6 protein-coding genes are annotated in these 16,561 nt (G+C 44.8%); all 6 read right to left on the bottom strand.

Features of this window, described 5'->3' with window-relative positions; translation table 11 throughout:
• Positions 1–16: 16 nt before the first annotated feature.
• Positions 17–1,882 (bottom strand): MutS family DNA mismatch repair protein, encoded by a 1,866-nt coding sequence (locus CLHUN_RS10255; protein ID WP_080064500.1) that lies wholly within the window; start codon positions 1,880–1,882, stop codon positions 17–19.
• A gap of 692 nt (positions 1,883–2,574) precedes the next feature.
• Positions 2,575–2,961 (bottom strand): ribosomal maturation YjgA family protein, encoded by a 387-nt coding sequence (locus CLHUN_RS10250; RefSeq protein ID WP_080064499.1) that lies wholly within the window; start codon positions 2,959–2,961, stop codon positions 2,575–2,577.
• Positions 2,962–3,203: 242 nt separating this feature from the next.
• A complete protein-coding gene (locus tag CLHUN_RS10245; RefSeq protein ID WP_133051104.1) occupies positions 3,204–4,460 on the bottom strand; it encodes a hypothetical protein in 1,257 nt (418 codons plus the stop codon).
• Positions 4,461–4,640: 180 nt separating this feature from the next.
• Positions 4,641–6,512, bottom strand: coding sequence for an ankyrin repeat domain-containing protein (locus CLHUN_RS10240; RefSeq protein ID WP_165755722.1), 1,872 nt, complete (start codon positions 6,510–6,512; stop codon positions 4,641–4,643).
• Between the two features lie 32 nt (positions 6,513–6,544).
• Positions 6,545–13,255, bottom strand: a complete 6,711-nt coding sequence (locus CLHUN_RS10235) for a DUF4474 domain-containing protein (RefSeq protein ID WP_080064496.1) — start codon at positions 13,253–13,255, stop codon at positions 6,545–6,547.
• An 18-nt stretch (positions 13,256–13,273) separates the two neighbouring features.
• The gene (locus CLHUN_RS10230) at positions 13,274–16,396 is read right to left on the bottom strand and encodes a chitobiase/beta-hexosaminidase C-terminal domain-containing protein (protein WP_080064495.1); all 3,123 of its coding nucleotides are present in this window, start codon (positions 16,394–16,396) and stop codon (positions 13,274–13,276) included.
• Positions 16,397–16,561: the final 165 nt, after the last annotated feature.

Genomic DNA, 16,561 nt, shown 5'->3' with positions numbered 1-16,561 from the left:
CTCCCATGCTTTTTGTTCACTCAACTTTCACACCTGCCAGCTTCATAAGATAGATGGCATTTCTGGTGTCGGAAACTCCCTTGCGCAATGTATAGTCAAAATAGATGCGGTCAGCCTCATAATATTCTCTGAAATGATAGTTCCGGATTCTGCCCGCGCTTTCCTTTTCCATATCCGCAAGCTCCAGGTCGTGGGTGGAAACCATCCCCCAGGCTCCCTTTCTGTCCAACTGGCCTATGAGCATTTTTGCTCCCGTATGCCGGTCTGCGGAATTGGTGCCCTTAAATATTTCATCCAGAAGGAAAAATACCCTTTCCCCTCTGTCAACAGCTTCTACAATCATTTTCACCCGGAGCAATTCGGCATAGAAGGAGGAAACGCTCTGGCCCAGGTTGTCGCTGGTTCTCATGCAGGCATATACTTTCATTACCGGGCAGCAGAAAGCTTTGGCACACACCGGCAGCCCCATGTAGGACAGCAGCAGGCTCAGACCCACAGTTCTCAAGAAGGTGCTCTTGCCCGACATGTTTGAGCCGGTTATCAGAAGAATGGGCTGCCCGTTTTCCAGGCTCACATCGTTGCACTTTCTTCCCCTTGTAAGGAGAGGATGGCCTAATTCAACGGCTGTTATTCCGTCCCTGGGGTCTTCGGTTACCTGTGGCATTATAAAGTCCGGATTGTCATGGCACATGACCGACAGGCTGCACAACGCCTCAACCTCACCAATAGTTTCAAACCATTTCTCCACATACCTCCCGCTTTCCCTTTTCCAGTTTTCCAGTGCCACCATGCAGTGAAAGTCCCATAAGGTAGCAGTATTTATTACAGTGTGGAGAAAATTATATCTGTTTGCTATAAGCTCCCAAAGCTTTGAAAGCTTCTCAATCTGTTTCCAGGCAGGCTTCTGTGAGGCTCCCTTAAGTGCATTTTTCAAAGCCTTCATATGGCTGCTTTCAAAATTCCCGGCTTCAAACTGCTTCAGCACCGAGCTGTACACCTTCAGCGTTTTGGAGTGCTTCTCCACCAATTCAAAGCTCTTGTTTCTGAAATTCACCTTATAGCCCAGCATCAGAAATTGAACAACAAATCCGGCTATTGGCAGGTAAAAGGGTAACAGCTTCACAATTGCAAGAACCGCTGCCGTCAATGTAACTATTGGAAGTGCCGTAATCAGAAGCCTGAACCAGGAGGCCGAATACAGGCTGCTTTCCTCACTCGCCCAGGTAAACACCTCATCCAGTTTATTTATAGTGCCAGCCAGAGTTTTTGAACGTTTTTTATCCAGGATATCTTCATCGCTTAGCACTATATTGCTGTCGGTGGTTAATACCTTTGAATACAGCCTATGTCTGAAAATGAGCTTTTCAGCGAGCTCTTTTACCGCTTCCTGCCTGCATGCAATAGCTTCTGGACTGCTCAGGGGTTCTAAAAGGAATCGGGCAAGACATTGCCTTCCCGAATAGGTAGTTGTCATATTAAGCATCTGAAAAAGTGAGCCGCTGCCAAAAAGGTCCAGGTCATAGGAAAAGTTGTGATCATGATTTTCAAATTCTTCTCCCTTGTCTGAAAATGTATTCCAGAGGCCTTTTGCTCTTTTAAGGCACAGAGCGTTTATTTTAAGCATTGCCTGGCAGTAGTCCTTCTTTTTTATAAACCTGTTCTGTACAATTGACAGATAGGCAAATCCTGCTGCAAAAAGCACCAGAACGGCAGCCGTCAGTATGTGCTGCTTCATAATATATAATGCCGCCGCTGCCGCTATTCCTCCGAAGAAAACCAGCAGCTTGTAGTTGCCCGCTGCGTTGCTTTTTGACGAATAAGTTTCAAGCCTTTTGGAGAACGCGTCTACCCTTCTTTGATATTTGCTTTCAGGCGTGTACATCTTAACCTCCATTTTGTCATGTATTCCCATTTGCTGTATATAGTATTGTACCAGTAATGTTTAAAAGATACTACAAAAGATACTATAAATTAATAATTTTGTATGGCTTAGGCTAGTGGTCTGTAACATCTGAAACCTATATTGCCCGGGGAGAAAATTTTTTCAGAATCAGGCGGGGGAGGCCGGAATAACAGCTTTATTCCAGCTAACGGCAACGACGTCCTGGAGAATTTAACCGCCGGCAAGGTATGAAATCAGATATTGCAGACCACAAGAGTGCATCTTATTTTTGTCCGGCCTGATTGCAGGGAAGATTTCAGCTAAGGCAGCACATTCAACCAAACAGCTTGTTTAATTGTGTTTGAGAACAGGCAGCGATGAGGATTACGGACTGTCTGGAGAGGGCAAATTTCAATCCACGCTCCTACATAAGGAGCGACCCTGCTTTGTGATTCTTTTTTGCATAATCAACAAGATTTCAATCCACGCTCCTACATAAGGAGCGACAGCAATAGTATACAAAAACTGCAAATACTTATTGTTAAAATTATACAATTTTCCAGGATTTTATCAATACCTTTAAAAAAAATTAATTTAAAAACCAATAAAACTAATTTAAATTGCACAAAAAACTGGTGCGAATGTACCAGGCTTTTAATGTCTACTTCATATTCGCACTAAAAATAATTACATCAAATCTTACTTTTCCCGTGTGCGTACCGGCATATATTTTCCCATACAATTAAAAGCAAAGTCCCTGTCAGGTAACAAAAAACATCTTTTATGTCAAAGGAGCTTCCAATAATCGTAGAAATCAATTTGTTATCCTGAAGCTGTAAAATATCTGCAATATGAAAATATTGAGCCAATTCCACAACAGAAGCAAAGACAAACAGATATATGGGTAAAAACTTTATGGACTTTCCCACAACTCCTTTTACTAAAGTGTATAATAAGATAACTACCAGAACATCTCCTATGTATGGCCTAATAATAGCATCTCTTACGAAAAGCCCGATAAATATTTCTATTGCTAATAAAATTAAAAATGCAATAATGTATTTTATGTTTATTTTCATATTGTATCTCCATTGCAATTGTACTTACAAACATTTCTTCAAAGGCGTTTATTGCGGAATAGCACTATTATTATAGCATAATTTTTGCTGTTCCAAGGAAGACCACATTACTGCAATTACAACGGCCTATACCTTAAAATTTTCACTTTTAAACCAATCTTCAAAATAGGTTTTACTAACATCAGCTTTATTACCATCTTTACTTCTAAACATATCCTTGTAATTTGATGAGAAAACATTGGCTATATGCTGATGCTGTAAACATCGCAGTCATAGGGAGAATCCAGCTTGCAAGTGTATGCGGTGTTCAGGCTTATTGACGAGGCAAACTCCCAGGCATTGTTAAAGTTTTTAACCGAGCTGTTGTACTCCATGGCCTCATTGTTTTTGGAACTGTAAAACTCCAGCTTGTATTTATTAAAGACATCATAATATTTGTTCTCATCACTGAATACGAGCAAGTAGTAGGTTCCAGTCACAGGCACATTGTACATCAGCTCATAGCAGGCTGCGCCTGTCTGGTCCTGACCGTTGTACAGATTGTCCTGCACCTCGTTGTATGAGCTGTCCAGCAGCACATAATAGTAGTTTCCGTGTTTCAGGGGGCTTTTGAGTATGGCAGTAAACTTATGCCCGCTGTCCAGGCTTATTCTGTATGCATCATAGTCATTTCTGAAGTCCAGGATGGCCTCCTGAGCTGTATAGTTTATATTGTCCCCGCTGTTGTATTTGCTTATATACCGTGCGCCTGAAAAGCTGTCGTTGTTGCCCATTTCGCCGGGGTCATGAGAGCTTACGAAATCCTCCGGTATAAAGGTTACCTTCAGCTTGTAGGCCACGCTGCCCGAGGTTATTCCCGAGCCTATAACCCTGATAACGTAATATTGAGAGGCGGGGTCGGTTATCAGTGCCGCCACATAGGCATCATGGTTCACTCCGTCGCTCAGGTAATATTGTCCTCCCCAATTTACACCTGTAAAGTACAGCTTCAGATTTCCTCCTGTGGGAGAATTGTCGATTTCGATTATGTACTTGCCTCTCTTATCGTTTTTGAACAGGTAGTAGTCATTGGTATCGGTTGACTGCAGGCTTCCGCTGACTATGACATTTAACTGTTTCAGCTCGTGGGTGGCCTCATCCTTGCCGTCCACATTTATTGTAAGGTCGTTTCTTTCAGTTTCCTGGGCATATATCCCGGTAAAGTCCTCAGCTTTTACGGTACTCCTTTTTTCAGGAAGCTTTGCTTCATCCACAGATACCTTAAAGCCCTCTGCTGTGCTTGTCCCCGTACTCTCCGGAGAAAAGGCCGCTCTTTGGGTTATTTCTTCGGGAAGCCGTGCTGTATACCCGGCTGTCCCACCTCCGGACGCTGTTCCGTTCGCCTGGGCTTCTCCGTCTCCGGTGTCCTCACCCAGGTCAACGCCTTCCGCCACCTTCTCAGGAACCTCCAAATCCGCCACTGCGGTGAGTTTTGCGGTTAGTGTATAAGCTGGTCTCACTGCTTCCGAATACAGAATATACATTGATATAATAGTCTGAGGGTTCGTCAGCAACCAGTAGCACATATAAACATATTTTTATAAAGAAAAATACGGCTATCACAGACAACCGTATTTTTCTTTCAACCACCGTATCAAGTCATACAATCCTTATTGTATTTTTAATAATATCTTAAACAGCTACTTCTGTTTCTCCAGATAGTCAACAATCTCCTTTTGTTTTTTCTCTTTCGCCAAATCCATTGCAGTATGGCCGTTGTTATCCTTTAACTGCTTATCAGCTTTATAGGATAGCAATAGTTTTAAGTTATCGATTCTCCCCGCATACGCCGCACGCATAAGAGGAGAATTACCCTTGTTATTCTGATAATTCACTTTGGCTCCTTTTTTCAGAAAATACTCAAGTATATTCTTGCTACTGCAACCCGCAGCAGTTAAAACAGGGGCTTCTGTTCCCTCTGAAAAATCCAGCTCCTGTTCAATATCTGCTCCGTTCTCAATTAGCAGCTTGATTATATCCAGATTACCACGAATTATTGCATTGTACAGTGTTGAATTAATTTTTTTGTCCTTTACCTCACCATCTGTTCCAATAGCTACGGCATTTACATTGGCACCCTGGCTTATAAGATATTCAACAATATCCGTATTACCCTCCGCAGCGGCCGAAAGCATTACTTCATCTCCCTCAGGACTGTTTACCTTAGCCCCGTTTTCTACCAGAAACCTGATTGTTTCTATTTTACTCCTGTATGTAGCCAGCGCAGCAGTATAATCAAAACCCTTATAGCTATATCCACTGAATTTTTTTAACTCCTTGGCATCACCTGATTTTAAGGCATTGATAAATAAGCACTCCTCCACGCTTTTATCAGATTTATAACCGCTATCCAAAATCAATTTCATCATCTTTGCATTTCCGTTTTCCCACGCAGCATCAAACACATCTATTGAACCAACGAAGTCAAGTTTATATGGCTTTATATCCGCTCCCATTTTAATTAAATACTCTGCCACATCGTACTGATTGTTTTCCACTGCAAAGTATAAAGCGGTTTTATCACCCGTTCTGAATTCCTTATCTCCCCCTTGACTTAAAAGGTATTTAACCATATCAAGATTTCCATAATTTGAAGCAACCATTAAAAGCGTAACCCTTCCACCATCCTTATATTTCAGGTCAAACCCTTTTTGTGCCAGTAGCTTCATGGTTTCAACGCTTCCAAAAGCCGCTGTAGCATATAATATGTGTTCCCCATAAGTTGTCTCATTGGTTTCAGATCTTGGTATATTGCTGGGTGGATCGGTATAGCCCGCAATACGGACTTCATCCTCAGTCTGCATTTTTCCTGCTTTAATCAATTCTGCAACCCTATCTGATTTTCCCAGCAAAGCAGCTTCCAAAACAGGATCTAGTCCGGATTTATAGCCTTCCTTTATCAGGCCCTCAAGTACCCTTCTCTTTACGAGGTAATTAAATTTGGAGCTTCTTGATTGAATACCCCTTAACACGGCGACCAGGGATTCAGGCCTTATTTTTGCACCATTATCCAGCATAAGAGTCACAATGTCATTTATATTTTTTTCTATACAAGTAGCTCTTGTACCATAATCTAAAACATCCTCCAAGGGAGTATTTCCGTTCTTCTCTTCGTAATCAACCTTTGCCCCATGCTTTATAAGAAGCTCGCAAAAATGAACATCACAGTTGACTGCCATCCATCCCAGCAAAGAACTGCCATCCTGGGGAATATTCACATCAGCACCTTTTTCAATAAGGTGCTCAGGTATTCTTTTACTGGGTGAATGCTTGAATGCATGCCAAAGGGGGTTTGAATCTCTTGGAAGACGTCCGCTGAAATTGTCTATATCCGCTCCATCATTTAACGCTTCATTTACGGCCTCCAGATTATTTACAGCTATCGCTTCATACAGCCTGTTTTCAACATCCTTGGTGCCTGACAGCAAGACACCCCCTATACCGCAGGATATCAGAAATATACCCGTTGAAGCCATTACAATCATTACAAGGAACTTTTTTAAAACCTTCATATCAAAACCTCCAAAATTAACAGGGTTCATTACTAATTTATTGATTCAAAGAAGGGAACTATAGAATTAAACCAGTCCAAAATCCGGTTATATGCAGCCTTAACCTCTGCTGTAGCAGTTTGAATTGCACTCTCCTGCAACAAATTGGGATCATTGCTTTTTAATCCAAAATAGTTTTTAATCAAATTGTAGTCATCAACATACTGTCTGTTTTTCCCTTGAAGGTAGTTGAAATTAATACTTTTTGAATTTGGCTGACTGGACTTGGGAAACTCAAAAGTAAAGCTAACGGTATTGCCGCTTATTGTATATGTGTATCCTAAATTTGTAAGCGCTCCAGTAAACTCATTTCTCATTCCTGGTGTCTTAAACTCTATTCTAATATCCATTACTAATCCATTAACTGGGTCACTCGGTACCTGCGTAAACACTCCCCACTCAAAACCCGTCAGCCACCAATGGACCTCCGGCCCTCTTCTAAAGAGCTCTGCCCCATTCCTTTTCAATATAAATGACATATTCAGCATCTCACTGTCACTTACGCAATTGAAAAATTTACCTACTATTTCATCCCGAGGATCAATAATATTTGAATATCTGTTATATATACCTATTTCAGCACCTGTTTCCAAGCCATACTGGCCTTTCCACAATTCAATCATCCAATCCTTGCTGTCATATTTAAAGTATATTGGTTCACAATCAATTATAGCACTTAACCCTATAGGATCACCAGCGGCCATTTCATCATACCATTGGCAGTACCCAAATTGTCTTTGTATAGGATACATCTTTGAATAAATTATATCCTGAACTGGATCATATAGAAACCCTGCTACAGAAACAGCATTAGCAAGAGTACTTTTAGGCATCCATTGGCTGCCCGTCCCCATCTTATCCGCCGCATCCTGAATCCATTTATACAATACAGCCTTGTTAAAGCCATTGTTTATGTAGGTATTCTTGTAGCCGTAATCCGTTGTAAAATTCCACAGGGCATCGTTAAAATCATAGCTCCATTGCCCGCTGTATCCATAGACTGTTTTTCCAACCGCCGGGTCGTAGTAGTAGCTCTTTAATTTTGAGCCATACCCCAGCCTGGCAAGGTTCTCCTTGGCGGTTTTAATGCTTGAACTGTTCTGGTATGCGTTTTCTATCCCAAAGGTAATTGAGTAGTTTACAGACAGCAACTGCGCCATTTCCCTGGTGACACTTTGTCTTATGACTGAGTAGTCGCTTTTACTCATATATTCCTTCTGGAATTTTATCAAGGATGCCTGTGTGGTCTCCCCGTAATAGCCGGTAGCGTTGGCTTTGGACCTGTTTCCGTTTTTGTCCACCCAGCAGCCCAGCTTTTGGAGCAGCCTTTGAATATTCCGCACATTTTCACTTTTCTCATACAAGGTAGCTACCTGTATGATATCATTTACTGCTGCAATTCCAATATCTCCGTCAAACAATCCAGGGTCCAAAGCTATTAATTGCTGTCTTATGGTATTTTTATCTACAAAATATGCTGCAAAGTCATATGCATTTACTACCAGTTTTCCGTTCACAACCCTGCTGTTGCTGCTTCCATAGGTTATGGACCTGTTCATGTAATATACCGTATTGCCGGACAGAGTAGCTCCTGTTTCAGCTACAAGGTCCTCCAGGTATTCCTCACCGGTATTTTGAATTCCTATGTCACTTATATAAACGGCTGTACTTTCCGCCACGGTATTGAAGCTTAAGCTGGCATTGTGGGTACCGGCCCCAAAGGTGTTTGAATATACACAAACGTAATAATAACTGTTTGAATATTTGTTTATCAAAAAGTTTAAGGATTCACTTTGGTTTGAGGTCTTATTTGAGCTGCCTATCACATTTCCGGCCGAATCAACCACCACAAGGTTGTAATCATCACCGGCCGGTATTCCGCTCAGGCTGATTTTTGCACTGTTCTGGCCGCTTCCAGTTTTGGAGGTATCGATTTTAAACCAGTCCACATCATACCTGTTGTCCATATTAAGGCTTCTTGCCTGCTGGTTGCTTATGTCTGTCAGGTTGGTACTGCTTCCGTTTACCCTTAAATACTGGTTGTTTGCCAGAAGGAAGTTGATATTTTTTACCGGCGTGACAGTACTTGTGTTTTCGTAGGCGTCAAAGCCTGACTTTGGCGTAAAGGCGGCTGCCAGGGAATAATTCAATGTGGCGGGGCTTTGCAGGTTCCTACGTATAACTGCCAGCTTGTAGGTGCCGGATTTTGCGGCATAGAATACATAGTCGGCCTTTGAATTTATATACTCGTATATAGTGCCGTCCAAATCCCTTACCATAAACGAGTAATTGTCTCCATAGCCTTTTTTGTCCAGGTTTACGGTCAGCTTTCCCTCTGAGGGTATGCTGAGGCTGTATACATCACAGTCATAGGGAGAGTCCAGCTTGCAGTTGTAAGTCGTGTCAAGTCCTATTGGTGAGGCAAACTCCCAGGCATTGTTAAAGTTCTTCACCGCGCTGTTGTACTCCGTGGCCTCATTGTTTTTGGAACTATAGAACTCCAGCTTGTATTTCTTAAAGGCGTCATAATATTTGTTCTGGTCGCTGAATACAAGCAAATAATAGGTTCCCGTCACAGGCACATTATACATCAGCTCGTAGCAGGGTGCTCCCGTCTGGTCCTGACCGTTGTACAGATTGTCCTGCACCTCGTTATATGAGCTGTCCAGAAGCACATAATAGTAGTTTCCGTGACTTAAGGGGCTTTTGAGTACGGCAGTAAACTTATATCCGCTGTCCAGGCTTATTCTATATGCATCATAGTCATTTCTGAAGTCCAGGGTGGCTTCCTGGGTTGTATAGTTTATGTTGTCCCCGCTGTTGGACCTGCTTATATACCGGGCACCTGAAAAGCTGTCGTTGTTGCCCATTTCACCGGGGTCATGAGAGCTTACGAAATCCTCCGGCATAAAGGTTACTTTCAGCTTGTAGGCCACGCTGCCCGAAGTTATTCCCGAGCCTATAACCCTGATAACGTAATATTGTGAGGCAGGGTCGTTTATCAGCGCCGCCACATAGGCATCATGGTTCACCCCGTCGCTCAGGTAATATTGTCCTCCCCAATTTACACCTGTAAAGTACAGCTTCAGATTTCCTCCTGTGGGAGAATTGTCGATTTCGATTATGTACTTGCCTCTCTTATCGTTTTTGAACAGGTAGTAGTCATTGGTATCGGTTGACTGCAGGCTTCCGCTGACTATGACATTTAACTGTTTCAGCTCGTGGGTGGCCTCATCCTTGCCGTCCACATTTATTGTAAGGTCGTTTCTTTCAGTTTCCTGGGCATATATCCCGGTAAAGTCTTCAGCTTTTACGGTACTCCTTTTTTCAGGAAGCTTTGCTTCATCCACATATACCTTAAAGCCCTCTGCGGTGCTTGTCCCCGTACCTTCCGGAGAAAAGTCCGCTCTTTGGGTTATTTCTTCGGGAAGCCGTGCTGTATACCCGGCTGTCCCACCTCCGGACGCTGTTCCGTTCGCCTGGGCTTCTCCGTCTCCGGTGTCCTCTCCCAGGTCAACGCCTTCCGCCACCTTCTCAGGAACCTCCAAATCCGCCACTGCGGTGAGTTTTGCCGTCAGAGTATAGTCAACAGTTTCATTATATCCCAATAGAGAGTATACCTTAATAAAAAATGCTCCTGGCTCTTGAACCATGAAATCCAGGCTTTGCTGGCTCTCAGATACATTTTCGGATTTTGCCAGCTTATACCCGTCAGCGTCGTACAGCTCCATCTTGTAATAACAGCTTTCCGGGATGTTATCCAGGTTGAGAGTAAATACACCTGCCTGGGTTACTGAGGTCTTATACCAGTTGCTGCCGGAATTCTCAGCTATTTTTCCGGTGCTGGTTGAGTTCTGGGAAATATCTACGGCATTTGCAAGTCCGATATTCCTGTTTACTGTGAGCATATAGCCGTTTTCACAATCAAAGCCTCCTGTGGTATATACCTTTATGTAATACTCCCCTTGGGCCGCATCCCTCCATATAACCTCGTCACTGCCTGCGGCCTGTCTGCTTTCGTCTATTTTCTCAAGAGCCTGGTTGTAAAGCTCCAATTCATAATTGCAGTTTTCAGGTATGTTGGAAAGCTGTATATCCAGCTTTCCTGCCTGCTGGAAGGTAAACCTGTACCAATCCTGGTCGGTTATATTGTGTACGGTTGCATTTATGCTCCGGTTTATAGCCAGCTCCCTGGCTGCTTCCGGCGTATCGTTTATTTCATATTCGTCAAGCTTGTACGGACTTAAAATCAGCCTGTAGGCATTTTTATCGGAATAGCCTGCATACGAATCCACCTTTATGTAATAGGTTCCCGGTTCAAGCTCCGTAAAGGCATCCTCGCTGATACTTCCCCTCCTGAAGGAGCCGGCCACATAGTCCAGCCTGCTGTCAAGCAGGGTCAGGTCATAATCCAGTCCTGCCGCTATGCTGCTGAGTTTGAAGTATATATTTGTTTGCTGGCTTACATCTATTCTGTACCAGTCTTCATCCTTCTGATTGTCAATTGTGGCATTTATTGTGTCTGTAAGGCTTATCTGCCCTGCTGTCCTATAGCTGTCATTTTCCTCATAAGAATCCGGGGTTACCAGCCTTGTGGCAAGCTCATAGGGTTGCAGAGAGCTTGCTCCCGGGTTTAGCTGCCTATTTACAGAGTACTCCGTCCCAGTGTCCTTCAGCTCAATGCCGTAGGTGCTATCCGACGTGGTCTGCTGCTCCGAATACACCTTAATGAGGTATCTGCCGGGTCCATCCACAATTGTGTCGATTTTTTCCTCTTTATTTCCGCCAAAATATGAGCCTCCCACCTTTTCACCATTTGGAGCATATATTTCAACATTGTAGTCAGCCCCTTCCGGAATTTGTCCAAGGCCTGTAACAAGCTTTCCTGCCCTGGTGGCCTCGATGGAATACCAATCCACATCCCCGGGGTAATCAATGGTGGAGTAATAGGTCTTGTTTTCAATTATGCCGGTTGGCGAAGCCTCGGTATCGTTGGGCTCATTCCCGCCAGGTATGGAATTGTACAAATCCATGTCCAGCACATAGGGCTGTTCACCTGCTCCTGAAAAGGTTTGGGGTTTTATTCTGATATAATAGGTGCCAGCCTCCTCCGGCACTATTCCCACTGTCTCCTGGGAATTTTTTGTATTGTAGGAGCAGTCTGCCTTTGACATATCCGGAGCATAGAGCTCCAGATCGAAATCATTTCCGGAGGGTATGCCCTTGAGCTTTATTGAGACAGGCTTGCCTCCCGGCAGGGACAGCTTAAACCAGTCAACGTCATCTATGGCTGCAATGCTTCCATTGGTCTTGCCTGCCATGATTGGGGTGGCATTTTCCCAATTATTGTTGGGTTCCGTCTCATTTGTAAAGGTCAGTACGCTGTTGTTCAGTGCGGCATAGGCATCCGCCCTGCCCCCGGTGCTGACCTTTCCCTCCAGGGACTGCATGGGAACAGCATTTGCCTTGATTCTGGCCGCCATATCCACAAAGAGCATGTCCTGCCTGTAGCTTTTTAAAAGTGCAGCTATGCCGGTCACATGAGGTGCTGCCATGGAGGTGCCGCTCATATAGCCATAGCTGTTTTCAGGAAGTGTGCTCAGTATGTTCACTCCCGGTGCCGCAACCTGCACATTGCTTCCAAAGTTTGAGAAGGAGGCCAGATTCCCCTTATTGTCAAGTGCAGCTACAGATATTACATTGGGAATGTCAAAGCCCGCGGGATAATTTGGCATGGAGCTGGTGTTCCTGCCGTTATTTCCTGCCGCACAAACGAAGAGTATGTCTGTGTTCTGCATGGCATCCAGCAGGGCTGCGTTATAATCATAGCCGCCCCAACTGCAATTTACTATTTTGACACCCATAAGCTTTGCGTATTCAATGGCTTCTATGGCATCGGAGGTATACCCGGTTTCGTCATTAATAAATTTCAGGGGCATTATTCTGACCTTCGGCGCCACTCCGGCAATCCCCTGTGAGTCTGCAGAGGCGGCAATGATTCCCGCCACATGTGTTCCGTGCACATCAGCCGCACCCGAATCATACACTGTTTTGTCATCGTTCAGGAAATCCCAGCCGTTCACATCATCAATAAAACCGTTTCCATCGTCGTCAACACCATTTCCGGCTATTTCCGCAGTATTTACAAATATGCTGCTGTGAAGGTCGGGGTGATTTATATCTATACCCGTATCCATTACACCCACAACCACCGACTGGGAGCCCTGAGTCAGCGACCAGGCCTGAAGGGCATTTACATCCACACCCTCGAGCCCTACCTGTCCTCCAATGGCCTGTCCGTTGTTATACAGGCCCCATTGCTCGTTAAAATATGTATCCGAAGGAAAGGTTCCGGTGGTAAGCTTGTAGTTTGGCTGAGCATACGCTACCTCCGGACTGCTGTTTAATTCCTCCAGTACAGCACCCATATCATCCTTCTGTCCAATCTCCAGTACTTCAGCCTTTGTACTTTTGAGCTTCTTTTTCAGATTGAGCCTGGAAAGCTTTGCTTTCTTTTTCACATTTGCCTTTACTGCTTCGCTTTTGTTCTGATTTTTATATTTGACTATTATTTCCCTGGCCTTCGGATCATTTGCCCTGCTTGTTCCGTCCTCCGGCTTTGCAGCTATATATTGGGAGAATATTGTTGTGGTAAAAAATGATACGAGAATGAGCCCGGCTATAAATGTTCTAATTTTTCTCATGTCCTTATCCCCGATTCCTTATTGTATTTGACAGGTAACAGTAATTATCCCGTCCTTTTTGGCCTTGAATTGGATGGTATTTATAATGTTTTTATAATAATCTCCCGCTATTATCCGGGGATTCTTTATGCAGAAGGTGATTTCACCCGGCACGCACCGGAGCACCTTTATGTTGGCTTCCGGAATATCTGCCGCTGTAAGTTCCTTTTCCTGCGTAAGTGTGCAAAGGTCCACAAGCTCGGCTTCTTCCGGGTCGTAGGTTACGGTAAAGGTTTTTTGAGCATAGAGTACCTTATCCACGGCAGACAGCTTTATATCAAAAGCCCTTCCGTTTTTTCCGCTGACCCTGCAAATGGCGGTGCCAGCCTGGGGAGTACTTACAGTCAGCTCCTGGGACCATTCTCCCGTCACCTCTCTGTATCGTGCCCTGAGCTTGTAGCTGTGGGTCTCTGACGGCCCAAGTCCCGTGTGCTTGTACACCGTTTCAGATATATTTTCAATGGTGACATTATCAATACTCACATCATAGCCGGTGGCGCCTTCCACACCCTTCCAGGAAAATACCACCGCGTCCGCCAATGGATCTGCGGAAATTCCCTCCGGTATGTCCAGATAAGTCCTCAAAACTATTTCCTCGCTCCACTGTCCCACATTTGAAGCTGTTTTTGCCCGAATCCTGTATTTATGCTCTGTGCCCGGAATAATACCGCTGCTGGTGAAGGATGGCTGTATAACCTGGGCCGCTATTTCTCCGTCAATTTCTATATCATAGCCTGTTGCACTATCCGTTTGTTCCCAGTCCAGTTGTACTAAGGTTGCTCTTACAGTCTGTCTGATACCTGAAGGCTTGGGCAGCAGAGTATAAATCCTGTACTCCTTGCTCCAGCCGCTCTGGCTTTCAGTTCCCAGCGCTCTTATCCTGATTGTGCAGCCGGTGTTTGGAGCAAGCTCCGTAAAGGTATGCTCTGTCAGGGATAAGGTCCTGACAACAGCTCCGTTCAGTTCCAGCTCATATTCCAACGCTCCGTCAACTGCACTCCAGCCGATACTGACACTTGTGTCCGTCCGGCTTATACTGTCCGCCGCCGGGCACAAGAGTTTTGTCATGGCCACCAGGGCAGGGCTCCACTCTCCCTCACCCTGAGCATTTTTTGCTCTTATGCGGTAGGTGTGCCTGCTGTTTGCCGCAAGCCCTTCATGGGTGAATTGATCTGCGGTTCCCATATTGAAAATACTCCCGTCACATTCAAGCTCATAGCCGTCCGCCCCGGCTGCCTCCTCCCATACCAGAGTGATGCTGTTTTCAGAAGTCTCCGTCGTTCTAAAGCCGGCTGGAATAGCCGGCAAAGGCTTTTCAATGGTGTATTCCGCCCTGCTTATCTCAGAGGCCTCCATACCTTCCCTGAGGGCAACAGCCCTGACAGTGGTGGTTTCTGCCACATTTACCGGTCCGGTGTAGCAAATGGAGCCGGCAGTGGGTTCCGAGCCGTCCAAAGTATAATATATTGCCGCCCCGGTGGTGGCGCTGCTCAGTTCAATGGTCAGGGGCCCCTGATAAATGCCCGGTGCAGGATAAAATTCCGGCGCAGCCGTTGTCTCAATCCCGCCTTCTGGGGCCTTTCTGACATTCTCAGGGGCAAAATATGCCTCTGCTGCGGTATTTGCAGCACTATAAAGCATATTTATGGGCATTGAGGTCTCCAGAAAAATATTGCTAAGCTCAGTTACGGAGTCGGGTATATGTACATCGCCTGCAAGGCCGGCACAACCCCAAAAGGTGTAACTCATAATTGTTACGCTTTCGGGAATTATGGGAGCTTGTACCAGACTGCCGCAATGGCTGAAGGCTCCATTTATATTTGTCACACCGTACGGTATGGCAGGCGCCTGGGCCAGGCTGCTGCAGAAGCTGAAGGCATAGCTCATATTTCTTACACTGTCCGGAATATCCGGCATATCTGTCAGACTGCTGCAATTTGTGAAAACATAGCTCATATCGGTTATGCCGTCCGATATTTCAGGCCCCCAGGTAAGGCCGGTGCAGCCGCTGAAAGCATATTTCAGATTTCTTACGCTCCCTGGTATGGCGGAAGCCGCAGTAAGGCCCGTACACCTTGAGAAGGCATAATTCATATCGGTAACTCCGTAAGGTATGCCAGGAGTTTGCACCAGCCCTGTACAGCCTGCAAAAGCATAGCTCATATTTTTGACACTGCCTGGTATAACAGGCGCCTGTGTGATTTTTCTGCAATTATAGAAGGTATGACTCAGGCTGGTCACACCGCTTGGTATTACGGGTGCCTGCAAAAGAGCCGAGCAGGCCGAAAAGGCATATTCCATATTTATAACGCCGGCAGGTATTTCCGGTGCCTGAAGCAGGTTTATGCAGTTGTTGAAGGTATAACACAGCTCTGTGACGCTTTCGGGTATTTCAGGTGCAACTGTCAGATCCATACATCCCGAAAAGGTCCATTTCATTGCCGTAACCGGCTTTCCGTCAATTACCGCCGGAACCTTGCCCAAAATCCTTCCGTCAGCAATATCCCCGCAGTAGGCTGAAAGAGTATAAGAGAGGCCGTCGGGATTTTCATAACAGCTCCACAGGCTCATATCTACAGGACTTCCATCGGCGTCTGTGGCTGTAATCTCTATTATGTATCGGACTGCCGCTGTCTCCGAATCCGCCATTCCGTCCTTATAGGCCGCGGCAGTTATGGTGGTGGCAGTTGTAATTATTATAGGTCCGGTATAATTGGGAGAATTCACATCCGGTATTGTACCGTCTGTGGTATATTTAATTTCTGCTCCCTGGGTTGCACAGGTTATTTCAATACTCTGAGCACCGTTATAAGTTCCCGCCGGAATACTGAACACCGGTGTTTCCACACGCACTTCCGGCCCCGGCTCCGTTTCAGAGCTGTCTGACACATATACTTCCGCAGCTCCTCCTGCCGGATTTCCTGCTGCTGTTTCCCGCAGGCTTTTGGCATTTCCTGTCAATCTGTTCAAATCGGGATTGGTTATTCCATTTTTTGCATTTGCAGCCGTTGCAAATAAATAAGAAGACTCTCCCGGCAAAGACATAAACAAAATAAGAAGAAATAAAACTAAGGAAATGGATTTTTTTCCTTTTGATGACATACTTCAACCCCCTTAATATTGTATTTTTTTACATAAAAGTAAATACGTTCCTTATTGTACCAAATTGTTCAACGATCTGTCAATAAGCATAATATATACAACGTATTATTCGTTCATATGAAAATAAATGCCAAAAACTGGTTGAATTTGTACGAAATCAGTCAG

Source organism: Ruminiclostridium hungatei, from assembly GCF_002051585.1.
In the GTDB taxonomy this organism is placed as follows: domain Bacteria; phylum Bacillota; class Clostridia; order Acetivibrionales; family DSM-1351; genus Ruminiclostridium; species Ruminiclostridium hungatei.
This window is presented reverse-complemented; position numbering and strand designations above follow the sequence as displayed.